20 protein-coding genes are annotated in these 24,178 nt (G+C 70.0%); 9 read left to right on the top strand and 11 right to left on the bottom strand.

Going from position 1 to position 24,178, the window contains the following annotated elements:
- The first annotated feature begins 365 nt into the window (after positions 1-365).
- Both ACFXK0_RS24280 and ACFXK0_RS24275 read left to right on the top strand, forming a co-directional pair.
- The gene (locus ACFXK0_RS24280) at positions 366-1,415 is read left to right on the top strand and encodes a M23 family metallopeptidase (protein WP_379413031.1); all 1,050 of its coding nucleotides are present in this window, start codon (positions 366-368) and stop codon (positions 1,413-1,415) included.
- 59 nt (positions 1,416-1,474) lie between these two features.
- A complete protein-coding gene (locus ACFXK0_RS24275) occupies positions 1,475-2,854 on the top strand; it encodes a DUF1731 domain-containing protein (protein WP_379413030.1) in 1,380 nt (459 codons plus the stop codon).
- On the opposite strand, the gene ACFXK0_RS24270 is transcribed toward ACFXK0_RS24275, so the two are convergent.
- Entirely contained in the window at positions 2,851-5,460 is a 2,610-nt protein-coding gene (locus tag ACFXK0_RS24270) for a UvrD-helicase domain-containing protein (RefSeq protein ID WP_379413028.1), read from the bottom strand. The genes ACFXK0_RS24275 and ACFXK0_RS24270 overlap by 4 nt on opposite strands.
- A 311-nt stretch (positions 5,461-5,771) precedes the next feature.
- Here ACFXK0_RS24270 and ACFXK0_RS24265 point away from each other — a divergent pair, with 311 nt between their 5' ends.
- Positions 5,772-6,065, top strand: coding sequence for a chorismate mutase (locus ACFXK0_RS24265; RefSeq protein WP_022566231.1), 294 nt, complete (start codon positions 5,772-5,774; stop codon positions 6,063-6,065).
- Between the two features lie 105 nt (positions 6,066-6,170).
- Here ACFXK0_RS24265 and ACFXK0_RS24260 read toward each other — a convergent pair whose 3' ends face one another.
- A complete protein-coding gene (locus tag ACFXK0_RS24260; RefSeq protein WP_379413027.1) occupies positions 6,171-7,628 on the bottom strand; it encodes an NAD-dependent succinate-semialdehyde dehydrogenase in 1,458 nt (485 codons plus the stop codon).
- Positions 7,629-7,739: 111 nt separating this feature from the next.
- On the opposite strand from ACFXK0_RS24260, the gene pgi reads away from it, so the two are divergent.
- Positions 7,740-9,380 carry a glucose-6-phosphate isomerase gene (pgi, locus tag ACFXK0_RS24255; protein WP_379413025.1) on the top strand — a complete coding sequence of 547 codons (1,641 nt, stop codon included), beginning with the start codon at positions 7,740-7,742 and terminating at the stop codon, positions 9,378-9,380.
- Here pgi and ACFXK0_RS24250 read toward each other — a convergent pair.
- From ACFXK0_RS24250 to ACFXK0_RS24235, 4 genes are all read right to left on the bottom strand, one after another.
- Entirely contained in the window at positions 9,349-9,924 is a 576-nt protein-coding gene (locus ACFXK0_RS24250; protein WP_379413023.1) for a potassium channel family protein, read from the bottom strand. The genes pgi and ACFXK0_RS24250 overlap by 32 nt on opposite strands.
- A gap of 49 nt (positions 9,925-9,973) precedes the next feature.
- Positions 9,974-10,639, bottom strand: a complete 666-nt coding sequence (locus ACFXK0_RS24245) for a nucleoside/nucleotide kinase family protein (RefSeq protein WP_379413021.1) — start codon at positions 10,637-10,639, stop codon at positions 9,974-9,976.
- A 382-nt stretch (positions 10,640-11,021) separates the two neighbouring features.
- The gene (locus tag ACFXK0_RS24240) at positions 11,022-12,650 is read right to left on the bottom strand and encodes an acyl-CoA dehydrogenase family protein (protein ID WP_379413020.1); all 1,629 of its coding nucleotides are present in this window, start codon (positions 12,648-12,650) and stop codon (positions 11,022-11,024) included.
- Between the two features lie 17 nt (positions 12,651-12,667).
- On the bottom strand, positions 12,668-13,273 hold the full coding sequence (locus tag ACFXK0_RS24235) for a TetR/AcrR family transcriptional regulator (protein WP_379413018.1): 606 nt from the start codon (positions 13,271-13,273) through the stop codon (positions 12,668-12,670).
- A gap of 58 nt (positions 13,274-13,331) precedes the next feature.
- Between ACFXK0_RS24235 and ACFXK0_RS24230 the strand changes: the two genes are divergently transcribed.
- Positions 13,332-14,699, top strand: a complete 1,368-nt coding sequence (locus tag ACFXK0_RS24230; protein ID WP_379413016.1) for a hypothetical protein — start codon at positions 13,332-13,334, stop codon at positions 14,697-14,699.
- An 85-nt stretch (positions 14,700-14,784) separates the two neighbouring features.
- Here ACFXK0_RS24230 and ACFXK0_RS24225 read toward each other — a convergent pair whose 3' ends face one another.
- Together ACFXK0_RS24225 and ACFXK0_RS24220 are read right to left on the bottom strand one after the other, a co-directional pair.
- Positions 14,785-14,985, bottom strand: a complete 201-nt coding sequence (locus ACFXK0_RS24225) for a hypothetical protein (RefSeq protein ID WP_379413015.1) — start codon at positions 14,983-14,985, stop codon at positions 14,785-14,787.
- 153 nt (positions 14,986-15,138) lie between these two features.
- The gene (locus tag ACFXK0_RS24220; RefSeq protein WP_379413013.1) at positions 15,139-16,437 is read right to left on the bottom strand and encodes an alpha/beta hydrolase; all 1,299 of its coding nucleotides are present in this window, start codon (positions 16,435-16,437) and stop codon (positions 15,139-15,141) included.
- A gap of 99 nt (positions 16,438-16,536) precedes the next feature.
- Here ACFXK0_RS24220 and ACFXK0_RS24215 point away from each other — a divergent pair, with 99 nt between their 5' ends.
- Positions 16,537-18,624, top strand: a complete 2,088-nt coding sequence (locus tag ACFXK0_RS24215; RefSeq protein WP_379413011.1) for a bifunctional lysylphosphatidylglycerol flippase/synthetase MprF — start codon at positions 16,537-16,539, stop codon at positions 18,622-18,624.
- 5 nt (positions 18,625-18,629) lie between these two features.
- On the opposite strand, the gene ACFXK0_RS24210 is transcribed toward ACFXK0_RS24215, so the two are convergent.
- The gene (locus ACFXK0_RS24210; RefSeq protein ID WP_379413010.1) at positions 18,630-19,310 is read right to left on the bottom strand and encodes a pyridoxamine 5'-phosphate oxidase family protein; all 681 of its coding nucleotides are present in this window, start codon (positions 19,308-19,310) and stop codon (positions 18,630-18,632) included.
- A 3-nt stretch (positions 19,311-19,313) separates the two neighbouring features.
- On the opposite strand from ACFXK0_RS24210, the gene ACFXK0_RS24205 reads away from it, so the two are divergent.
- The 3 genes from ACFXK0_RS24205 (at position 19,314) to ACFXK0_RS24195 (ending at position 22,539) form a co-directional block, all read left to right on the top strand.
- Positions 19,314-20,783 (top strand): PLP-dependent aminotransferase family protein, encoded by a 1,470-nt coding sequence (locus ACFXK0_RS24205; RefSeq protein WP_379413009.1) that lies wholly within the window; start codon positions 19,314-19,316, stop codon positions 20,781-20,783.
- Between the two features lie 71 nt (positions 20,784-20,854).
- Entirely contained in the window at positions 20,855-21,100 is a 246-nt protein-coding gene (locus tag ACFXK0_RS24200) for a DUF2630 family protein (protein WP_379413007.1), read from the top strand.
- Positions 21,097-22,539 carry a dihydrolipoyl dehydrogenase family protein gene (locus ACFXK0_RS24195; RefSeq protein WP_379413005.1) on the top strand — a complete coding sequence of 481 codons (1,443 nt, stop codon included), beginning with the start codon at positions 21,097-21,099 and terminating at the stop codon, positions 22,537-22,539. The genes ACFXK0_RS24200 and ACFXK0_RS24195 overlap by 4 nt, the downstream gene beginning before the upstream one ends.
- 4 nt (positions 22,540-22,543) lie before the next feature.
- Here ACFXK0_RS24195 and ACFXK0_RS24190 read toward each other — a convergent pair whose 3' ends face one another.
- Both ACFXK0_RS24190 and cobF read right to left on the bottom strand, forming a co-directional pair.
- Positions 22,544-23,413, bottom strand: a complete 870-nt coding sequence (locus tag ACFXK0_RS24190; RefSeq protein WP_379413004.1) for an Fpg/Nei family DNA glycosylase — start codon at positions 23,411-23,413, stop codon at positions 22,544-22,546.
- A gap of 16 nt (positions 23,414-23,429) precedes the next feature.
- Positions 23,430-24,170 carry a precorrin-6A synthase (deacetylating) gene (gene cobF, locus ACFXK0_RS24185; protein WP_379413003.1) on the bottom strand — a complete coding sequence of 247 codons (741 nt, stop codon included), beginning with the start codon at positions 24,168-24,170 and terminating at the stop codon, positions 23,430-23,432.
- Positions 24,171-24,178: the final 8 nt, after the last annotated feature.

Here is a 24,178-nt window from a genome sequence, read left to right as displayed (position 1 = left end):
GAAAACCGCTGGCCACGCCTACTGGCGAGTAGCTTTCGGGCGTTTGCCGACGCTGTGGCAGGTCGGGCCGGGTAAAGCGGATCCGGTCCGACATCTACTACGTTATGTCGTCGACAGACCTCACCCAGGGCGGCCGAAAACGGTGAGTAATCCACTCGCGTTACAGTGACGAATCTCACAGGTAGGTGTAGGTTTCCGGGCAGCGCTTGCCACTCTGCAATCGCTTCGTTACCGTCAATGCGGTCGAAGTCACAACCAGGTCACGACAACCAGGTCACGACTGGCAGGTCAGGACTGAGGAGGACGACAAGCTTGAGGCACTTCAGCACTCGCTTGACACAGCCGTCGGCGATTCGGCGCAGCCGATGAACCACCGCTCCACCTTCTCTCTCGACAATCAGCCGAGCACCGGACATCGTTACCGGTACACCGACGAATACACCTCGCATCCGCAGGGTCGCCGCGCGCCCGCCGCGCAGCCGGAAACCGCATGGCCGCAGACCGATTCGTGGCACGCGGGCAACAGCTGGTCCGACGGCTCGGCCTGGACCCCCGCCGAGGACGAGTGGACCGCCGACGAGTCCGACTCCTACGACTCCGGCACCTACAGCAGCGCCACCTGGGAGCCCCCGGCCGACGGCGCCTACGCCGACCCGCCCGAAACCCATCGCGCCGAACGGCGCGGTGGTGCCCATCGCGTCCCCGCCCCGCCCGCCGCGCTGAAGGGCCGCGCCGCGGTCATCGCCGTGGCCGCCGGCGCGGTCGTCGCCGCGGGCCAGGCCGCGATGGCCTCCCCCGAACAACCCGGCCACGGCGTCGATTACGAGGCCGCGGGCCAGATCCACGAGATCGCCGCGCAGTCGATGAACACCGCGGGCCTCGAAGACAGCGCCACCGCGCCCCAGGTACTCGACGCCAGCACCGTCGCCGACAAGAACGAATTCGGTGACATCCTCGCCAAGGGCGCCAAGTTCGCCGAGGACCTCGCCGCCCAGGAAGCCGCCAAGCTACGACCGCTGTTCGCCAAGTTCGCGTCGGGCAGCTACACCTCCGGTTTCGGCGCCCGCTGGGGCGTCCAGCATCTCGGCATCGACGTCGCCGGTCCGATCGGCACCCCGATCTACACCGTCGCCGACGGCACCGTCATCGAGGCGGGCCCGGCCTCCGGCTTCGGCATGTGGGTCCGCGTCCTGCACGACGACGGCACCGTCACCGTCTACGGCCACATCGACACCGCGACGGTCGCCGCCGGTGAGCGCGTGCTGGCCGGCGATCAGATCGCCACCATGGGCAACCGCGGCTTCTCCACCGGCCCGCACTGCCACTTCGAGGTATGGCTCAACGGCACCGACAAGATCGACCCGGTACCGTGGCTGGCCACCCGCGGCATCAGTTTGGGCTACCAGCGCGACTGAGGACGAGGTGATCAGCGGCACCCTTCCCAGTGCCGCCACACCCGGTTAGCGTTCCAGTCATGGCTGGTACGACGAAGTACACGCAGTTCATCGCTCTCCCACCGGAATCGGTGTGGAGTGTGCTGGGGGATCTCGAGCAGTGGCCGGAGTGGAATCCGGGGGTGCGGTCGGTGCGGATGCACGGACCGGTCGCCGTCGGTGCCACGGGTGACTATCTGCCCGACGGGGATTTCTCGGCGCGCATCCACGGACGATTCGGCAAGCCGTTCACCGTCACCACGGTCGAGCCCGACCGTGAGTTGGGCATCGAACAGCCCGAGCCCGCGGGCACCATGCACCTCACCTGGCGGCTGACCCCGCGCGACGGCGGCACCGAGATCAGCCAGGAGCTGCGCTTCACCGGCCCGTCCGCCGCGGCGGCCCGCGCGATCGTACGCCCCTACATCGAAACCGATGCGCGCGTGAACTTCTCGCGGCTGGCCCGGCTGGCCGGAGTGGTGCCCGCCGACGACGCGCTCACCACCGTCATCGCAGGCGGCACCGGCGCGCTGGGCCTGCAGATCGCCGCCGACCTCACCTGCCGTGGCCATCGCGTCACCCTGCTGACCCGGCGACGCAATCGCGCACTGCCGTTCCGGCAGACCGAATGGGACGGCCGGTCGGTCGGCGCCTGGGCCGCCGAACTGCGCGAACCCGGCCGTCTCGCGGTGATCAACCTCGCGGGCAAGCTGGTCGACTGCCGGCCGACCGAACGCAATATCGCCGAATTGCGTTCCAGCCGAGTCGATTCCACCACCGCGCTGGTCGCCGCGGCCGGGTTGCGGGAGACCCCCGTCGACTACTGGATTCAGGCCAGTACCACCGCGATCTGGTCGGACGCGGGCGAAACCCGGTGCACCGAAACAACTCCCCTGCCGGTCGGCCTGCCGCAGATGACCGGTGTCGCCCAGCCGTGGGAGGACGCCTTCGACCCGGCCCGCGCCGAGCACTGGACGATCCTGCGCACCTCCATCGTCCTCGACCCCGACGCCCCCGCGCTCGAACGCCTCGGCCAGCTCACCAAGGCGGGCCTCGGCGGCCGGGTCGGCCCCGGCGATCAGTGGTTCAGCTGGATCCACATCGAGGACTGGCTCGCCATCGTCCGCGCCGGCCTCGGCCTGGACCCCGAGGTGAGCCTGCCCGACGGCATCCTCGTCGCGGCCACCGACTTCCCGGTCCGCAACACCGAACTCATGGCCACCCTGCGCCGCCTGCTACACCGACCCGCGGCCCCACCGACGCCGGCCGCCCTGCTGGCAGTCGGCGCGGTCGTCCTGCGCACCGACCCCGCCCTGGGCCTCACGGGCCGCCACGCCACCTCGGAAATCCTCCCGAAGACCGGCTTCACCTTCCGCTACCCCACCCTCGACGAAGCCCTGCTGTCCCTGCTGGTGTCCTAAAGTTTCACGATGGTGCGGCTGAACTGGGGGATCAGGCGGATTTTGCCGGCTGAGCCGAAATCGATGGTGACCGTGGCGACCGGGCCGATGCCGTCGACGGCGACCACGCGGCCGAGGCCGTACTTGTCGTCGCTGACTCGATCGCCCACGGCGAGGACGAGGCCGGTGTTGTTGCGTTTGATCGCGCCGCCCGGGGCGGGCCTGCGTTCGGCGGTGCCGCCGCGCACGCCGGGGCGCTGGTCCCAGCCGTCACCGCGGGTCCAGTCGCGGTCGAAGCCGCTGTCCTCGCCGCGGCGGCGGCCGCGCTGGACCGGCGACACCACCGGTTCCAGGCGGCGCCAGTCCAGCAGGTGCTGCGGGATCTCTTGCAGGAAGCGCGATTCCGGGTTCGACACCGGCTGGCCCCAGCCCGAGCGCACCACCGCGCGCGAGAGGTAGAGGCGCCGGCGGGCGCGGGTGATGCCGACGTAGGCCAGGCGGCGTTCCTCGGCGAGTTCGGTCGGGTCGCCCAGCGCGCGCATGTGCGGGAACTGGCCGTCTTCCCAGCCGGTCACGAAGACCACCGGGAACTCCAGGCCCTTCGCGGTGTGCAGGGTCATCATGGTGACCACGCCGGTGCCCTCGTCGGGGATCTGGTCGGTATCGGCCACCAGCGACACCCGCTCCAGGAAGGCCGCCAGCGAGCCCGGTTCCGGTTCGCCGTCGCCGGCCTCGGGCACCAGGCCTTCCTCGCGCGCCGCCTCGGCGTTGTTGAACGCCTCGGAACTGAATTCCCTGGCCACGCTGACCAGCTCGTTGAGGTTGTCCAGACGCGCGCCGTCCTGCGGATCGTCGGAGGCCTCGAGTTCGGCGCGGTAACCGGTGCGATCGAGCACCGCGTCGACGACATTGCCCACATCGGGGTACTCGCTGTCGGCGCGCGCACCCGCCGCGCGGATCTCCTCGAGCAGCTCGAGGAAACCGGCGATGGCCCGCTGCGCCCTGGTGTTGAGCAATGCGACCTTGCCATCGGCCGCGTCGCGCAATGCGGCGGCGAAACCGATGTCGCGCTGTTCGGCGTGCACGGCGACGCAGGCCTCGGCCCGATCACCGATGCCACGGCGCGGGGTGTTGAGAATGCGGCGCAGGCTCACCGCGTCGTCGGCGTTCTCCAGCACCCGCAGGTAGGCCACCACATCGCGGACCTCCTTGCGCTCGTAGAAGCGCACCCCGCCGACCACCTTGTAGGGCAGCCCCATCCGGATGAAGATCTCTTCGAGCGCTCGCGAGTTGTTGTTGGTGCGGTAGAACACCGCGACATCGCCATAGCCTGCGTCGCCCGCGTCGACGAGCCGATCGATCTCCTTGGCGACGAAGGCGGCCTCGTCGTGCTCGTTGTCGGCGACGTAGCCGGTGATCAGTTCACCCTCGCCGGAATCGGTCCACAACTTCTTCTCGCGCCTGCCCTCGTTGCGCGCGATCACCGCGTTGGCGGCGGTGAGGATGTGCTGGGTGGAGCGGTAGTTCTGTTCCAGCAGAATGGTTTCCGCGTCGGGGAAATCGCGCTCGAATTCCTCGATATTGCGGATCGTGGCGCCGCGGAAGGCGTAGATGGACTGGTCGGCGTCACCGACGACGCACAGTTCACCCGGGGCGACAGTGTCTACGGGTTCGTCGCCGGGGGCGCTGTGGTGCCCGACCAGTTCCCGGACCAGTACGTACTGGGCGTGGTTGGTGTCCTGGTATTCGTCGACCAGCACGTGCCGGAACCGGCGCCGGTAGTACTCGGCGACCTGCGGATGGTTCTGCAACAGCGCGACCGTCTCGCCGATCAGGTCGTCGAAGTCCAGGGCATTGGCCGCGCGCAGCCGCTTCTGGTACTCGGTGTAGACCCGGGCGATGAGGGCGGGCAGTTCGGAGTCGTCGGACTCGGCGTCGGCGGCGGCCTTGGCCGGGTCGATCAGTTCGTTCTTCAGGTTGGAAATTGCGGTGGCGAGCAGTCTGGCCGAATATTTTTTGGTGTCGATGTCGAAATCGCGGCTGATCATCGTGAGCAGGCGGCGCGAATCGTCGGCGTCGTAGATGGAGAAATTGGAATTCAGGCCGGGCAACAGGGCAGCCTGCATCCGCAGAATCCGGACACAGCTGGAATGGAACGTCGAGACCCACATGCTGGCCGCGCGCGGGCCGACCAGCCCGGCCACCCGCTCACGCATCTCGGCGGCGGCCTTGTTGGTGAAGGTGATCGCCAGGATCTGCCCGGTCTGCACGCCACGGGCGGCCAGCAGGTAGGCGATGCGGCGGGTGAGCACCGCGGTCTTGCCCGAGCCGGCGCCCGCGACGATCAGCAGCGGCGAACCGGCGTGCACCACCGCGGCGCGCTGCTGCGGATTGAGCCCGTCGAGCAGCCGCTCGGTCTCCTCCGCGCGGCGCTGTTCGCGCTCCTTGCGACGCTGCTCCTGCTCGGCGCTGTGCCGGGCCGCGGCCTCGGCCAGACCGCCCCCGGACGCGGCGCCACCACCGACGTCCCGATTGCGTAACACGGCGCCGCTGGACGCGGCGGCGGGCGCACCGGGATCGGCGGCTGAGGCGTCGTTGGATGAGGAGGTAGCGACCGTGATATCCATCGTCTGTCCACGCTACCGGCGGGCACCGACACACATCGAACTGCCACCGGTCCGTGACGCTTCTCAGGTAATTCACAAACACAACTGTTTTGCATACCTACCGCCCCGTGGCACACTGGGCCACATGGTCAGCGCTTCTCCGCATGCCCGGATCGGCCGACGATCCGATATCGTGGTGTTGGGCCAGGCCATTTGCGCGCTCCCGGGGGGATCAGGTACTGCCCGTCGGGAAAGTTTCAGGGTGAAGGAACAGATCGGGTAACAGGGCGTCCAGTCCAACCGATCCAAGTTCTGACACGAGGAGATGAATGATGAGCACCCCTGCTACGACGACCGGGTCCGATTCGGCACTGCCGCAGTCCGAAGCGGAGATCGAGAAGCTTCGCCTCGAGATCGACCAGCTCGATGCCACGATCCTCGCCGCGATCAAGCGCCGCAGCGAGATCTCCCGGATCATCGGACGCACCCGGATGGCCTCCGGCGGCCCGCGCCTGGTCCACAGCCGGGAGATGAAGGTGCTCGAACGCTTCAGTGAGCTCGGCCAGGAGGGTCACACCCTCGCCATGCTCCTGCTCCGTCTGGGTCGCGGCCGCCTCGGCCGCTAGACCCTCCCCCCAGAACCACGCGGCGAGCCTCCAGTTCGCCGCCTCCGAAAAGGCCGCCCCGGGTGCAACACCATCCCCGGGGCGGTACTTATTTCCAGACCGTGCTCAGGTGAGCGCGATGTACTTCGTGTTGAGATATTCCTCGATGCCCTCGGTGCCGCCCTCGCGACCGAAGCCCGATTCCTTGACGCCGCCGAACGGGGCCGCCGGATCGGAGATGACGCCGCGGTTGACGCCGACCATGCCCGTCTCCATCGCCTCCGCGATCCGCAGCGCCCGGTCCAGATCACGCGTGTAGACATAGCTGACCAGGCCGTATTCGGTGTCGTTGGCCGCCGCGACACCCTCGTCCTCGGTGTCGAAGGTGACGATCGGGGCGACCGGTCCGAACACCTCCTCGCGCAGGATGCGCGCGGTCGGCGGCACGTCACCGAGGATGGTCGCCGGGTAGAACCAGCCGGGACCGCCGGGCGCCTTGCCGCCGAGCAGCAGCTCGGCACCCGCGGCGACGGCGTCGTCGACCAGATCGCTGACGATCTCGCGCTGGTCCTCGCTGACCAGCGGGCCGAGGGTGGTCGCCGGGTCGGTGCCGGGGCCGAGCACCACGGACTCGCTCATCGCGGCGACCAGCTTCGCGGTGAACTCAGCGGCCACCCCGCGCTGCACATGGAACCGGTTGGCCGCGGTGCACGCCTCGCCGCCGTTGCGCAGTTTGGCCAGCATCGCCCCGGCCACCGCGGCATCGATGTCGGCGTCGTCGAACACCACGAACGGCGCGTTGCCGCCGAGTTCCATCGAGGTGCGCAGCAGCCGGTTCGCCGAGGCCCCGACGAGCTTCTTGCCGACCTCGGTGGAGCCGGTGAAGGTGAGCTTGCGCAGGCGCGGATCGTCGATCAGCGGGCCGGTGACAGCACCGGAACGCGAGGTGGTGACGACCGAGAGCACGCCGTCGGGCAGCCCCGCCTCGCTGCACAGTTTCGCCAGCGCCAGCATGGTCAGCGGCGTCGCCCCGGCGGGCTTGACGATCATCGTGCAGCCGGCCGCCAGCGCGGGCCCGATCTTGCGGGTGCCCATGGCCAGCGGGAAGTTCCACGGCGTGATCGCCAGACACGGACCCACCGGCTGCTTGTGCACCATGATCCGGCCGGTGCCCGACGGCGCGTGCAGGTAGCGCCCGTGCACCCGCACCGCCTCCTCACTGTTCCAGCGGAAGAACTCGGCGCCATAGCGCACCTCGTTGCGGCTCTCCGCGAGCGCCTTGCCCATCTCGAGGGTCATCAGCAGCGCGAACTCCTCGGCCCGCGCGGTCAGCTGCTCGAACACCGTCCGCAGGATCTCGCCGCGCTCCCGCGACGGCGTGGCCGCCCACGACTCGCTCACCGCGGCGGCCGCGTCCAGCGCGCGCAGGGCGTCCTCGGGCGTGGCGTCGGCGACCTCGGCGAGTACCGACCCGTCGGCCGGATTGTGCACCGCGAAAGTCCCTCCCCCCGTCGCTTCGACCGGCCCGGAACCGATCCACAAACCCTTGGGCACGAATTCGAGTACGTCGCGTTCAGACACCATGCAGCCAGCCTAAGCCGGAGTGGGGCGAGGCACACCGAACACGGGCGACCACGGTTCCGGTGAGCGAACGACACGGAGCCGGGCCTGACCCGACACGGTAGCCTCGCAGGCGTGAGCAGCGACATCACCGCGTCGGCGGCCTGGCAGGCACTGCACGACCATCATCGCAGCGTCGCGCCGGTACATCTACGACAGTTGTTCGCCGATGATCCGGCGCGCGGCCGTGCGTTGACCGTGCAGGTGGCCGATCTGCACATCGACTACAGCAAGCATCGCGTGACCCGCGAAACCTTGCGCCTGCTGGTCGATCTCGCCGAGGCCGCGGGCGTGCCGCGGCGCCGCGACGAGATGTATGCCGGCGCGCATATCAATACCTCCGAGGACCGCGCGGTCGGGCACATCGCGTTGCGGCTGCCGGTCGGTGACCAGTTGTGTATCGACGGTGCCGACGCCGACGCCGCGGTGCACGAGGTGCTGGACCGGATGGGCGAGTTCGCCGATTCGGTGCGTTCGGGCAAGTGGGTCGGCGCCACCGGTCAGCGTATCCGCACCGTGGTCAATATCGGGATCGGCGGCTCGGATCTGGGGCCCGACATGGTGTATCGCGCGCTGCGCCATTACGCCGACGCCGAGATCGAGGCCCGGTTCGTCTCGAATGTCGACCCGGCCGATCTGGTCGCCAAGCTCACCGGGCTCGACCCGGCGACAACGCTGTTCATCGTGGCGTCCAAGACCTTCTCGACGCTGGAGACGCTCACCAATGCCACGGCCGCGCGGCGCTGGCTGGTGGCCGCGCTGGGCGAGGTCGCGGTGGCCAAGCATTTCGTGGCGGTGTCGACCAATGCCGAGCGGGTCGCCGAGTTCGGCATCGACACCACGCACATGTTCGGTTTCTGGGATTGGGTCGGCGGCCGCTATTCGGTCGATTCCGCGATCGGCCTGTCGGTGATGGTGACCATCGGCAAAGAGCATTTCGGGGAGTTCCTCGGCGGAATGCACGCGGTAGACCGGCATTTCGCATCGGCGCCGCTGGCCGAGAACGGTCCGGTGCTGCTGGCCATGCTGGGTATCTGGTATTCGAATTTCTTCGGCGCGGAATCGCGTGTGGTACTGCCGTATTCGAATGATCTGGCCCGGTTCCCGGCTTATCTGCAGCAGTTGACGATGGAGTCCAACGGTAAGTCGGTGCGGGCCGACGGCACCCCGGTGACGTCGTCGACCGGCGAGATCTTCTGGGGTGAGCCGGGCACCAACGGCCAGCACGCCTTCTATCAGCTGCTGCATCAGGGCACCCGGCTGATTCCGGCGGATTTCCTCGGCTTCGCCCGCTCCACCGACGATCTGCCCACCCGCGACGGCACCGGCAGCATGCAGGACATCCTGATGAGCAACCTGTTCGCGCAGACCAAGGTGCTCGCTTTCGGCAAGACGGCCGAGGAGATCGCGGCGGAGGGCACCGACCCGAAGCTGGTGCCGCACAAGGTGATGCCGGGTAACCGCCCGAGCACGACCATTCTGGCGCCGGAGCTCACCCCGTCGACGGTGGGCCAGCTGATCGCGCTCTACGAGCACCAGGTGTTCGTGGAGGGCATCGTCTGGGGTATCGACAGTTTCGACCAGTGGGGGGTGGAGCTGGGCAAGCAGCAGGCGCTGGCGCTGGCGCCGCTGCTCAGCGATCCGGGCGAGCCCGCGTCGGCGGGTGATTCCTCGACCGACGAGCTCATCGGCTGGTACCGGTCGCATCGTCGCTGACGGCGTCCGGGCGGGGCCGGGCGGCGGCTTTGATCCGAGCGGTGACACTGGAGGTGATAATGGTGACGAAGGTGCCGAACACCACCAGGTCGAACACCACCTGCACCATGGTCGCGATGCGCGCGGCCTGGCCGGCGGCGTGGACGTCACCGTAGCCGATGGTGCCCAGGGTGACCATCGTGTAATACAGCGAGTCGGTGCGGGTCTCCAAGCCGGCGAACTGGCTCGGATCCTGTTGCTGCAGACGGTAGTAGTACAGCGCGAACACCACACAGACGATGCATACCAGCAGCAGCACGCCGTCCACCCGGCCGCCCGCTTCCGCGGGTGCGCGCAGGAAATGATCTATCCGGCGCCAGACCAGCCAGGCCAGCCCGACCACGCCGATGACGAAGGTGACGACCCCGCTCACGCGTCCCGGCCAGGCGTCCAGATCGGTGGCCCACGCCACCGGCACGCTGTAGTACAGCAGCAGCGCGCAGACGGCCGCCGCGGCGTTGCGCAGGACGTGTCCGGGTAGCCGGGCTCGCTGACGTCGCGTCATCGTTCCATGATTGCCGGGTGCGCCCCGTTTTCCGGGGATCCCGCGCCGGTCAGCCGAACCGGTAGCCCGTGCCATGAGCAGTGAGTACGTGCTCGGCGCGCGCCCTGGTGCGGGCGATCAGGTCGGCATTGCGCAGATCGCTGTCGGCGACCTTGACCTTCGCCGCGTCCGGGGCGCGCCCGCCTGCCACATGCCGGTAGAGCAGCCGGGTCGTGAGTACTTCGCGCGGCGCGTCGAGGTACCAGCAGGCGTCGAGCATTCCGCGCACCGCCGCCCAGCCCGGCGCCTCGGCATCGGTGAGCAGCAGGTAGTTGCCCTCGACCACGACGACGCGTTCGTCGCGGATCAGCACACCGCCCTCGGTCGGCTCGTCGATCGCCCGATCGAACAACGGCCACGGCACCGGTTCGCCGACCCGCGCCTCGCGCAGAGCGCGCAGGTCGGCGACGAATCCGGCCGCGTCGAAGGTGTCGGGTTCGCCTTTGCGCGCCAGCGCGCCTCGTTCCCGCAGAACCGCGTTGCGCAGGTGATACCCGTCCATCGGCGCCACCACCGCCGACGCACCGACCGCAGCCCGAAGCCGCTGCGCCAGCGTCGACTTGCCCGCCCCCGGCGGCCCCGCGATACCGAGCAGCACCCGCTGCCCACCGGGGGCCGGCACCGGAATCCGCTGAGCCAGTTCACCCACCGTCAGGACTTCGCTCGCCCGCTCCACCCGCCGAGCCTATCCCCGCGCCTGCGTGGTCAGCGTCGTATCACCACCGGAGTCGACCGGCCACCAGCCACCACCCGACAACCATGCGGGCGGATGACCGCCGACCGGCGCAGGCGAGTCGCCGCGCACCGGCTGGTGGCCGGCGACGTATCACCACTGGTATCCACCAGCCACCACGCGACACCAGCCATCGGCCATGCGGGCGGATGACCGCCGACCGGCGCAGGCGAGTCGCCGCGCACCGGCTGGTGGCCGGCGACGTATCACCGCTGGTATCCACCAGCCACCACGCGACACCAACCATCGGCCATGCTGTCGGTCGACTGCCGGCCGACGCAGGTTGGTCGCCGGGTACCGGCAGGTGGCGCAGGCGACGTCGGTCCTACGGCAGGTCGACGAAGGCGCGTTCGATGATGGCGCCGGTGTTCGCGCCGACCGGGAGGGTGCCGAAGGCGATGCCCCAGTCGGCGCCGAGGCGGGTGGCGCAGAAGGCGTCGGCGACGGCGGGGTGGCCGTGGCGCACCAGTTGCGCGCCCTGGAGGACCAGCGCCATCAGTTCGACCACCCGGCGGGCCCGGTATTCGATGTCGGACAGGTCGGTGAGTTCCTTGCCGACGCGGTCGATCGCGTCGTCGAGGCGCGGATCGGCACCGCGGGCCAGCCCCACCTCGGCGAAATACGCCTCGACCGTCTCCGGCTGACGTCCCATGGCGCGCAACGCGTCCAGCGCCGCGACATTGCCCGAGCCTTCCCAGATCGACATGAGCGGTGCCTCGCGGTACAGCCGCGGCATGCCCGACTCCTCGACGTACCCGTTGCCACCCAGGCATTCCAGCGCTTCGGCGGTATGCGCGGGCGCGCGCTTGCATACCCAGTACTTGGTGATGGCCAGCGCGATCCGGCGCAGCGCCGCCTCCGCCGGATCCCCGCTCGCGCGGTCGGTGGCCCCGGCCAGCCGCATCATCACGGTGGTGGCCGCGTCGGATTCGATCACGAGATCGGCGAGCACATTGCGCATAGCGGGCTGGTCGATCAGCTTGGCGCCGAACGCTTCCCGGTGCCGCGCGTGGTGCACCGCGGTGACCGCGCCCAGCCGCATGCCGATGGCCGAACCGAGCACGCAGTCGAGCCTGGTCATATTGACCATCTCGATAATGGTCTTCACCCCGGCGCCCTCGGCGCCGACCAGCCAGCCGGTGGCGTTCTCGTACTCGATCTCCGAGGACGCGTTGGACTTGTTGCCCAGCTTGTCCTTGAGGCGCTGGATCCGGATCGGGTTGCGGGTGCCGTCGGGCAGCACGCGCGGCAGCAGGAAACAGGACAGGCCGCCGGGCGCTTGCGCGAGGGTGAGGAACATGTCCGACATCGGCGCCGAGGTGAACCACTTGTGGCCGACGACGCGGTACGAGCCGTCGGGCTGCGGGGTGGCGGTGGTGGTGTTGGCCCGCACATCGGAACCACCCTGCTTCTCCGTCATCGACATGCCCGCGATGAGGCCGGCTTTGGTGGACGGTTCGCGCAGGCCGAATTCGTAGGTGCGCGAGCCGAGCAGGGGCTCGTATTTCGCGGCGAGTTCCGGGTTGTGGCGCAGGGCGGGCACCACGGCGTAGGTCATCGAGATCGGGCACATGTGGCCCGCGTCGGCGACACCCCAGGTGTAGAACTTGGCGGCGCGGGCGGTGTGCGCGCCGGGGCGCTGGTCGAGCCAAGGCGAACCGTGCATGCCGTGTTCGACGGCGACGGTCATCAGATCGTGCCAGTGCGGATGGAATTCGACCTCGTCGACGCGGCGACCCCAGCGGTCGTGGGTGTGCAGCACCGGCGGGTATTCGTTGGCGAGCCTGCCCCATTCCTGGGCGGCGATCCCGCCGGCGAGCGCGCCGAGTTCGCGCACCTCCGCCTCGGCCCAGCCCGCACCTTCCCGGTGCAGGCCCTCGAGCAGCGCGGGGTTGCGCGCCGCGTCGAAGGGGACGAGCGGGGGTACCTGGTTGAACACTTCATGGGTCGACACGGCCGACTCTCCTTCGACTACAACGATTCCGGGTGCGCGCCCAGCGCGCGCACAGCGAATGCGACCAATTCGGGAATGACGGTTTCGGCGCGCGGAGTGTCGGCCAGCGGACCGACCAGCACCTCGCCGATCGCGCCGACCAGCGCGGCGGCGCTGAGGTGCGAATCCTGCGGTGGTAGTTGACCATCGGCGACGCCGAGGGCGATGGCGTCCTCGAAGGCCGCGGCGAACGCGCGGCGGAACTCCAGGCGTTGCACGTCGACGGCGGCGTCGACCGGTTCGGCCAGCAGGACGTAGGCCAGTTTCGGGTTCTTCAGCGCGCGCCCGGCGAAGGTCTCGACCGCCGCGCTCACCCGGTGCAGTACGTCACCGTCGGCCGCCGCCGCGCGGACCGCGTCGACCTCACGGGCGACCACCGTCTCGAACACCGCGGCCACCAGTTCGGCCTTGTTCTCGAACTGCTTGTAGACCGTGCCGGTCGCGATCCCGGCCTCCCCCGCGACCGCGGCCATCGACAGCCCGGCGAACCCGGCGCGGGAGAGCACCCTGGTCGAGGCCTGCACGATCAGCGCCCGTTGCGCGTCGAGCCGGGCCTGCACAGCCGGGGTTCTGCGGTACACCATGTAAGAAGTGAACCACCGATTCACTGCTTCACGCAAGGGTGACTAGAGTCGGACGGCAATGGACCGCCTCACCGTCGTCGACGAGATCTTCCTGCGCACCCACCGCGGCATGGGCACCCCGATCGCCCTGCAAGGCCTGTGGCGCATCCCCGACGCGATGGACCCCGCCCTCCTCCACGCGATCCACACCCACCTCCGCACCGGCCCCCTCGCCCGCCGAGTCGCTGCCTCCCGCGTCCCCGGCGCCCGCCGCACCTGGCAACTGAACACCCGAGCCCACCCCCTCGACCTGCACGGATTCACTCCCCCATCCACCACCGCGACCGCCACCGAGCCCGGCCCGCTCGCCCCCTCCGCCAACACCTCCGCCCGTTTCACAGCAGCAGTCCCTCCTGCGGCTGCCTCCACATCAGCCGCGATCACCCCGGCCGTCGCCGGCGGTGAGCCCCTCGGCGAGGAGGCGATTCTCCCGTGGGCCGATCTGCTCGGGTGCGGCCTCGACCCCGAGTTCGGCCCCGGCTGGCGCCTGTCCGCGGCGGCACTCCACAACGGCGGTACGGTCGTCGCCCTGACCTGCTCACACGCACTCGCTGACGCACGAGGCCTGATCCACGCCGTCGCGACCGCGCTCGACCAGCTCGCGACCGGTCACCCCGTAGAGCCGACGCGAACATCAGGCCGTTCCGACTGGGCCGACGCTCGCGCACAATGGTCGACGATCATCACCGGAACCGCTCGCGCCCTGCGACGAGGTCTCCCGAAACCGCCCGCGACCGTCGAGCCCGACACCACCCCTGGCCGCACCGTGCACAGCACCCTGCTCACCTTCGACGCGGCCGCATGGGACGGCACCGCCGCCGACGCGGGTGGCACGCCGAACAGCCTGTTCATCCATCTGGTCGCGAACATCCTGTGGGAGAGCGGGTTCGACCGTCCGGTGCTCGCCGCCAGTCTGCCGGTCGACACCCGCGACGAACCGCGCGTCGACAACGACCTCGCGGTGACCGAGATCGAGATCGTCCGCGCCGACACTCCGGCGACACTGCGCGACAAGGCGCGCGCCGCCTATCAGCGCCGGATGACCAGCCCCGCCGGCCTCCCCGAGGAGATCCTCCAGGTGCTCTCCGACCGCTGGGCCTACGCACTCAGCAAGGGCGCCGGCGAACGAGACATCCTGTGCTCCAATATCGGAACGCTGCCGAACACCCTGCGCACAGTCGGCCCGCACCACTGCGACCGTGTCGCCGCCCGCGCGATCCACCCCGGCCTCACCACTTTTCCCCGCACCCGCCTGTCGGGCTACCTCTCCCGCCTCGGCGACACCTACACCCTCGCCCTCGTCGGCCTGGCAGCGTCACCGGAAACCCTCACCCCCGCGATCACCGACACCTGCCACACCGCCGGCCTGACCCCCACCGCCTGGTGACTCACAAGCTGGACAATTGATCACCAGGCCTCCAGGGAGACATCGGCCGAGAAGGAAAATCCCTGATGGCCTGGTGATCAATCGTTCAGGTGGCTGTCATTGCAGTTGAACAGGGCCTCGGCGACATCGAGGGCCGTTGGGCCGCCATCATGAGCCCGGCGACGGCGGGGTGGTCGAGCAGCCGATCACGCAGGCCGAGCGCGAACTGGATCACTGCGGCGGTCCATTCGACGCACTCGGCACCGAGTGGGCCGAGCGGCACCGCCGACAGCACCCGGTCGATCACCGCGCGCTCGAGCGCGTAGCAGCGCGAGGGCGGTGTCGACGACGTGCTCCTCGGTGAACGAGCGCCGCGCGCGCCGGCCCGCCTCCGCCTCCGTCATGCGACGGACTGTACTGATCCGCCCTCGCGCGGTGCCCCGCGTGTCGTCGCGGCAGGTCAGGGCGTGATGCCCAGGCGGGTCGCCAGCCATGGGAGCTGATCGCGCAGACCCTGCGCCCAGACCCCGAAACTGTGCCCGCCGGGGACGATGTCGAGGTGCACGTCCATTCCGGCCTCCTTGGCGGCCTGGTACATGCGTTCCACCTGCGGGCGGTACAGGTCGTCGTCGGCGCCGACGACGAAGGCGCCGGCGGAATCGGGGTAGGTGCGCGAGTGCAGCAGGTCGAGCGGGTTCACCCGGGTGAACGCCTCGGCGTCGCCGCCGAAGGCCTCGTCGACGGTGCGCTGCCTGCTGCCCAGGGTCGGTTCGTCCTGGCCGGACAGGTCGAGGAAGGTCGGGTAGACCTGCGGGAAGTTGGTGGCCAGCTGCAAGGCGCAGGTGCCGCCGTAGGACAGTCCGCCGACGGCCCAGGCGCGCGGATCGGGATCGATCTGCAGGTGCTCGCGTGTCCAGGCCGGCACGTCGACGGCCAGATAGGTGGCGGCATTGCCCAGCCGCGAATCCAGGCACAGCGGGTTGGCGAGCTGCGAGCCGGTGCCGTCGGCGACGACGACCACCGGTGCCAGGCCGCCGTGCGCGCGGGCGAAGTCGTCCATCGTCGTGACCAGCTGTCCGCCGACGAGCCAGTCCTCGGGTGCCCCCGGTTCCCCGGCGAGCAGCACCAGCACCGGCAGCAACGGCCGCGGATCGGCGAAATAGGCTGGGGGAAGGTAGATCTCGGCATCGCGTGCCGCGAATCCGGAGGCGGTCGGCGGTATCGTCGCGGTCAGTACCCGGCCGCTGTCGGGGAGTCCGCCGGGCGCGGTCCACACCGTGGTCAGCGGACGGCCGGTGACCACCTGCGCGCTGCGGGTCAGCTCGCTCGCGTCGATCCGGTCGATGGCGTCGACCCCGAACACCGTGCCCACCGTCGGATACGACTCGTAGACCAGGTTGACCCGGACGCCGACCGCCACCAGCACCATGATCGCGGCCAGCAACGTCACCAGCGCGGTGGTCCACTTCCGGCGCACCAGGATCCGGGGCACCACGAGCAGCACGGCGGCGATCGCGATCCCGATCAGCACGTACACCGACACCGCGATCGGGTCGGGAAACGGCCGCCACAGTTCCTCGACGATCAGATACAGCGCGGCGGTCAGCACGGCGGCGCCGAGCAGCACGACCGGCACCACCGCGACGACGTACCGACGCACCCGGGGGAACAGCAACCAGCAGCCGGCAACCACCCCGGCAACGGTGAGCACCACCGGCAGCCACCCGGTGAGCAACGACAGATCGGTGAATTTCGCCATCGCTGACCTCCACAGATGCCCGACCGCTATCTCTGGACGTACCGTACACAGACGACTTCACCGCGCCCGTGCGGCGCACTCGCAGCAAAGGTGGATCGAATGGACGAGAACACAGCTGCCGCCGACCAGCGCCCGTTCGCCCCGATCGGCGCGGTGCTGCGCCGGGTGCCGTTCACCACCGGGTTTCTGGTCGTGGTCGTACTGCTCGGCCTGGCCGGCGGCGGCCTCTGGCGCAGACTCGACCAGACGTCCTGGTTCCACGACATCGCCTACGGCTGGCCCGCGCTGCGAGAAGGCTCCTGGTGGACGCCGGTGACGGGCTGGTTCTTCGGCCTCACCCCGGCCCAATATTTCATGATGGCCGTGTTCTTCGCGGCCGCCGTCGGCTGGACGGAATGGCGGCTCGGCACCGCGCGCACCGCGCTGGTCTGTGTGAGCGGTCAGCTCGCCGGTGTCCTGGGTGCCTCGGTGACGGTCGGGCTGCTCGCCCACACCCATCTCGCCTGGGCCGACCGGCTGGCCGAGGTGCGCGATGTCGGTTTCACCACCGCGGCCGTCGCGGCGCTGGCGGCGGTGTCGGCGACGCTGCTCTCGCCGTGGCGGTTGCGGGTGCGTGCCGCGCTGGTGGCGTATGTGGCGATCACCTTCCTGTTCGAGTCGACCTTCGCCGATCTCATGCATGTGCTCGCCGTGCTGATGTGGCTGCCGCTGGGCGAAAAGCTGTTCAGCAGAACCGAACACGGCTTCTGGCCGCGCACCCGGCGCGAGGTGCGGATGCTGGCGTTCGCCGGGCTGCTGGTGATCGCGGCGGTCTCGGTGACGGTGTATTTCTTCCCCAGCGACACCCTGCTCGGCCCGACCGGCGACGAACGCGGCTCGCTGTGGAGCACGCTCGTCACCGTCGTGGTGATCGCGGTCGTCGCCGATCAGCTGCGCAGGGGCAGGCACTGGGCGTGGTGGGTGACCGTCGGCTACGGCACCCTGCATGTGGTACTCACGCTGGTCCTGCTCGGTGTGGCCATCGGCACCGACTACGCCACTACCGGCGCGGTCACCGTCGGCACCGCCCTGCTGTGGGCCGGTGAGCTGGCCCTGGTCTACGGCGGGCGCGGCGCGTTCCGGGTGCCTGCCCGCAGCCGGATCACCGAGGGCGCGCTCGCGGGCACCGACCCCGCCGTCGCGGTGCGCGAACTGCTCGCCCGCCACGGCGGCAGCACCATGTCGTGGATGACCACCTGGCCGGAGAACAAGCACTGGTTCGCCGCCGACGGCGAACGCTGTGTCACCTATCAGCGACACGCGGGCACCGTCATCGCGCTCACCGATCCGATCGGCCCACCGGATCTGCTGCCCGACACCATCGCCCGCTTCACCGACCGCTGCGAGGCCGACGGCCTGGTACCGTGCCTGTTCTCCACCACCGGTGCCGTCGCCGAGCTGGCCGGCGAACTCGGCTGGCGCAGTACACAGATCGCCGAGGACACCATCGTCGACCTGCCGCAGCTGGAGTTCAAAGGCAAAGCGTGGCAAGACATCCGGTCGGCGATCAACAAGGCGAACAAGGAAGGCGTCACCTTCCGGATGGTCCATCTCGACGAGGAACCCTTCGCCGTGCTCGCGCAGGTGCGGGCGATCTCCGAGGAGTGGGTCGGTGAAAAGGGGCTGCCGGAAATGGGATTCACGCTCGGTGGGGTCGAGGAGGCGCTCGATCCCGCCGTGCGGGTCGGCTTGGCGATCGATGCCGACGGCAGCGTGCACGGGGTCACCTCGTGGCTGCCGGTGTACGCGCCGGGCGGGGAGATCCGCGGCTGGACCCTCGATGTGATGCGCAGGCGGCCCGACGGCTTCCGCCCGGTGATCGAATTCCTGATCGCCTCGGCCGCGCAGACCTTCAAAGAGGAAGGCGCCGAGATCGTTTCGCTCTCGGGCGCGCCGCTGGCCCGCAGTGCGGACGCCGGCAACGCCGAACCGATCGATCGTCTGCTCGACGGGCTCGGCGCCGCCATGGAGCCGTATTACGGTTTCCGGTCACTGCATTCGTTCAAGGCGAAGTTCCAGCCCCGCCACGAACCGGTCTACCTGTGCTATCGCGACGAGGCCGACCTGCCGCGCATCGGGATCGCGCTGACGAAGGCGTATCTGCCCGAGGTGTCGGCCAAGGATCTGATGGCGCTGGGCGCGCACTGAGCGAGTCAGCCGACCGGCACCGCGCACACCCGCGCCGCCACCTCGGCGGGCACCTCGATGCCCGGTTCCAGATCGCCGGCGGGGATCGGCTCGCCCCAGACCTGACGCAGGGGCAGCACACCGGCCCAGACGCCGCCGGTGGCGATGTCGTCGGCGTCGTCGTTCGGGCCGCCGGTGCGCACCTTGACCGAGGCCTCGGTGAGGTCGAGCGCGACCACCATGGTCGCCGCCATTTCCTTGCGGTTGGGTGGGCGCACCCGGTCCCAGGAGCCGGGGGCGGAGTGTTCGACGATCACCGCCAAGGCGTGGTCGCGCTCGGCGTCGTCGGTGACCAGCACGGCCTCGCCACGGATCACCGCGGACCGGAAGTTCATCGAGAAGTGCATGGCCGAGCGGGCGTACACCAGACCGTCGACGTGGGTCACCGCGACCGAGATCTCGGTACCGACGGCGGCGCGCAGGTTGCCCGCGCCGGTGGAGCCGTGCAGGTAGAGGGTGTCGCCGTCGCGCCCGTACACAGTCGGCAACACCACCGGCGACCCGCCGAGCAGCACGCCGAGATGGCAGACCAGGCCCGCGTCGAGCACGGCGTCGAGGACGGCCCGGTCGGCGATGCCGCGTTCTTTGGCGCGGGTCAGGGTGCTGCGCGGGGTCGGTGAGAGCGCGGGGCGGGTGGTGTTGGTCATAAGATGAGCTTCGCCCAACAATTGGACCGTGAGGAGGTCCAATTCATCGGTAAATCAACAGTCCACTTCGAGGTGAACGTGATGCTCGACGAACTGCCGATCCCGCTGGACCGCGACGCACCCGAACCGCTGCCGGTGCAGGTCGCCGATGCCCTGCGCGCCGCGGCGACCGGTGGGCTGCTGCGCGTGCACGACCGGTTGCCGTCCTCGCGGGCGCTCGCCCAGCGACTCGGGGTCAGCCGGGCCGTGGTCGCCACCGCCTACGACCAGCTGCACGCGGAAGGCTGGCTGACCGGGCGGCGCGGCTCGGGCACCTACCTGAGCACCGCGCCCGCGACGGCCCCGCCGAGCACCCCGCCGGACGCGGCCACCGCCCTCGACACCGACCTGCTCGACCTGAGCCCCGGCGCGCCGTGTGTGGAAGCCCTCGACCCCGCGGCGTGGCGGCGGGCCTGGCGGGCGGCCGGTGACGACCCCGGCGACGCTCGCAAGAACCGGGCGGGCGAACCGGCCTATCTGGCGGCGGTCGCCGAGCATCTGCTGCGTCATCGCGGACTGGCCGCCGGGTCGGCCTCGGTCGTGCTGGCCACCGCCGGGACCAGCGCCGCGGTGGGCGAGCTGGCCGCGGCGCTGCTGCGTCCCGGGGATCGCGTCGCCATGGAGGATCCCGGGTATCTACGGGCCACCGGGGCCCTGGTGGCGGCGGGGATCGAGGTCGTCGCGGTACCGGTCGACGGTGACGGACTGCGCGTCGACCGGATTCCGGCCGATGTGCGGGCCGTGTATTGCACACCGGCGCACCAGTTTCCGCTCGGCGCGCGAATGCCCGCCGCCCGGCGAGTCGAATTGATCGAATTCGCCAGGGCAGCGGGCATCTTCGTCATCGAGGACGACTACGACGGCGAATTGCGTTATGACACAGCGCCGCTCCCCCTGCTCGTCTCGATGGCTCCCGATGTCGTCGTGCACCTCGGCACCACCAGCAAGATCATCGCCACCACCCTCGGCGTCGGCTGGCTGGTCGCCCGCCCCGACATCGCCGAGTCCGTGCTGGCCCATCGCGTGCGCACCGGCACCGCACCGAGCCCGGCAGGACAGCGCGTCCTGAGCGAATTCGCCCGCCACGGCGACCTGGCCCGGCACCTGCGCAGGCTGCGCCGGGTGGTGCCGCCGCGCCGCGCGCTCGTCGTCGGCGAACTCGCGCGGCGCGGTCTGCCCGTGGTCGGCGACGACGCGGGCTCACACCTGGTCGTCGAACTCCCCGACGCGGCCGCCGAGCGCCACGCCGTCGACCTCGCCCGGGCCGGCGGAGTACTCCTCGACGGCCTGGCCCGCCACCATCTCGCCGCCGAACACCGTTTCGGCGTCGCCATCGGCTACACCGCGCAGACCACCGCCGAGCTGGCCAGAGCCGTGCCGATCGCCGCCGACAGCCTCGCCGCGGCCCAGCGCGCCGCCACCGCACGGTCGTAGCATGGACGCCAGGCCCCTCGCGGGCGCTGTTCGCCTGGCACTACCCCTCCGAGCATCGAAGTGGTGAGCACATGACCGAACAAGACATCCTGGCGCGGATCAAACAGCTGGTCGCCGACGAGCACGAGCTGCGTGCCAAAGCCACCTCGGGCGAGATCGACCCGGTCGCCGAACGCCGGCAGCTGGCCCAGCTCGAGGTGATGCTCGACCAGGCCTGGGACCTGTTGCGGCAGCGACGCGCCCGCGCGGGCGCCGACGAGTCCCCCGAGGACACCTCGATGCGCCCGGCCCGTGAAGTCGAGGGCTATCTGCAGTGACCGACGCCGACTACGACGTCATCGTCCTCGGCGGCGGACCGGCCGGGGAGAACGCCGCCGCCTACGCCGTCGCGGGCAGCGACCGCACCGCCGCGCTGGTCGAACACCAGCTGTTCGGCGGGGAATGCAGTTACTGGGCGTGTATGCCGAGCAAGGCGCTGTTGCGGCCGGGTGCGGTGCTGAGCCTGGGCCAGGCGATGCCCGGTGTCACGGCGAGCGGCCCCCAGGTGGCCGACGTGCTGGCCCGGCGCGACAGCTTCGTACACGGCTACGACGACGGTTCCCAGGTCGACTGGGCGAAATCGGCCGGGATCGAGCCGGTCCGCGGCACCGGGCGGCTGGCCGGTGAACGGCGGGTCGAGGTCGTCACCCCCGAGGGCGAGGTGCGGGTGTTGCGCGCCCGGCACGCGGTCGTGCTGGCCACCGGCACCACCGCGGCGATCCCCGAGCTGGCCGGTGTCCGCGAGGCACTGCCGTGGACCTCCCGCGACGCCACCGGGATGACCGTGGTGCCGCGGCGCGTGGCCATCATCGGCGGCGGTGTGGTGGCCTGCGAGACGGCGACCTGGCTGGCCGAACTGGGCGCACAGGAGGTGACGCTGCTGGTGCGCGGCGACCGGCTGCTGCCGCGCGCCGAACCGTTCGCCTCGGAGCTGATCCTGCGCGGTCTGCGCGACACCGGCGTCGTCACGGTGCGGCTGCACACCGAACCGCTGCTGGTCTCGCGCCGCGACCCGGTCGACACCGGCGTCGGCCGCATCCACGGCGGCCCGGTCACCCTGGTCCTCGGCGACGGGGAACTCGAAGTCGACGAACTGATCGTCGCCACCGGCCGCGCGCCGGCCACCGACGGACTCGGGCTCGACACCGTCGGCCTGCCCGCCGGCTATGTCGACGTCGACGACCAGCTCACCGCACGAGGCGTGCCCGGCGACTGGCTCTACGCCGTCGGCGATGTGAATCACCGTGCGGCACTGACACATATGGGCAAGTATCAGGCCAGGGTCTGCGGTGACGTGATCGCCGCGCGCGCCGAGGGCAAGCCGCTGGACAGCCCGCGCTACGTCGCGAGCGCCGACCATCAGCAGGTGCCCCAGGTCGTCTACACCGCGCCGGAACTGGCCTCGATCGGGCTGACCGAACACGAGGCGCGCACCGGCGGACACGCCGTCGACACGGTCGAACTGGATATCGCGGTGGCTGGCTCGGCCCTGGCGCGCGACGATTTCCGGGGGCGCGCGAAACTGGTCGTCGACACCGCCTCCGATCGCCTGCTCGGCGCCACCTTCGTCGGCCCCGACATGGGCGAACAACTGCACGCGGCCACCATCGCGGTGCTGGGACGGGTGCCGCTGACGACGCTGTGGCACGCGGTGCCGGCCTATCCGACCGTCAGCGAGTTCTGGTTGCGGCTGCTGGAGGCCTGGCGGGACCGCTGACACGCTATTTGAGCAGCCGCGACATCCGCCGGTCGGCGAGCACTTTGCCGCCGGTCTGGCAGGTGGCGCAGTACTGGAACGAGCGCTCCGCGTAGGACACCTCGCGCACGATGTCCCCGCACACCGGGCATTTCTCGCCGGTGCGCGCATGCACCCGCATACCGGAGCGTTTCTCACCCTTGAGCCGGGCCGCGTCCTGCCCGGCCGAACGCCGCACCGCGTCCAGCAGCACCTCGCGCATGGCGGTGTATAGCTGCGAAACCTTGTCCGCCGGTAGCGTTTTCGTATTGGCGAACGGGGAGATCTTCGCGGTGTGCAGGATTTCGTCGGAGTAGGCGTTGCCGATTCCGGCGATCAGCGTCTGGTCGACCAGCGCGGTTTTGAGACGCTGTGAAGTGCTCGACAGCAGTTCGGCGAATTCGTCCTCGGTGACGGCCAGCGCGTCCGGACCCAGCCGCGCGATCCCCGGCACCAGCTTCGGATCCTCGACGACGTACACCGCCAGCCGCTTCTTCGTGCCCGCCTCGGTCAGATCGATCGACGGCGTCGCGCCCTCGGGCGTGAAGAAATGCACGCGCAAGGCCAGCGGGCTCTTGCCGCCGGGCTTGGGCGGCAACGGATTCGGCTCGTCCACCCAGCGCAGCCAGCCACCCCGGGACAGATGGGTGATCAGCCACAGGCCAGCACACTCCATGCCGAGGAATTTTCCCCAGCGGCCTGCGCCGGTGACATCGCGGCCGGACAAGGCGGTGACCGGTGGGTCGAAGGTTTTCACGGCACTCAGCGCGGCGACGTCGACCCGGCCCACCACGGCGCCCACCGCATGGTCCCGCAGGAACTGCGCCAGGGCCTCTACCTCGGGTAGTTCGGGCACCCGGCCAGTTTATCCCTCAGTTCGCGCGCAGGAGGTAGACGTCCATGATCCAGCCCTTGGCGGCGCGGAGTTCGGTGCGGCGGGTGATGATTTCCTGTTCGACCTCGCGAAGGTTGCCTTCGATCAGGGTTTCGTCGGGCATACCCAGATAGGCGGCCCACCAGATGTGGATGTCGGGGCCGGGGATCGCGGTGAACGAGCAGTCGCCGTCGAGCATCACCACTGTCGAGCCGGGGCCGAGGCCGTCCTCGCGGAGGCGGCGGCCGGTGGTGACGTGGACGGGCTCGCCGATGCGGTGCAGAACCATGCGGTGGCGGGCGGCGAGGGCGGCGATGCTGGTGACACCGGGGATCACCTCGTAATCGAAGCTGGTGTGGCCGCGGGACAGGACGTGCTCGATCATGCGCAGGGTGCTGTCGTAGAGGGCGGGGTCGCCCCAGACCAGGATCGCGCCGGCGCCCTCGACCTGGTCGAACGCGGTTTCCAGGAGTTCGGCGCGGCGTTCGTGCCAGTCACGCACGACACCGGCGTAATCGTCGGGGGTGCGGTCGCGGGGCGGATCGGTGATCTCGATGACGCGGTGCGGGCCGTCGACGTGCTCGGCCAGGATCGCGGTGCGCACGTCGACCAGTTCCTGTTTCTCGGCGCCCTTGCCGATCACGAAGAAAGCCTCGGCCCGCCGCATGGCCTTGACCGCCTGCATCGTCACCTGGTCGGGGTCACCGGCACCGATACCGATCACGTAGAGCTTGCGCATACGCGGAG

Source organism: Nocardia sp. NPDC059177, assembly GCF_042755165.1.
GTDB lineage: Bacteria > Actinomycetota > Actinomycetes > Mycobacteriales > Mycobacteriaceae > Nocardia.
Note: the sequence above shows the minus strand (reverse complement) of the source record. Positions and strands in the feature narration are given on the sequence as shown.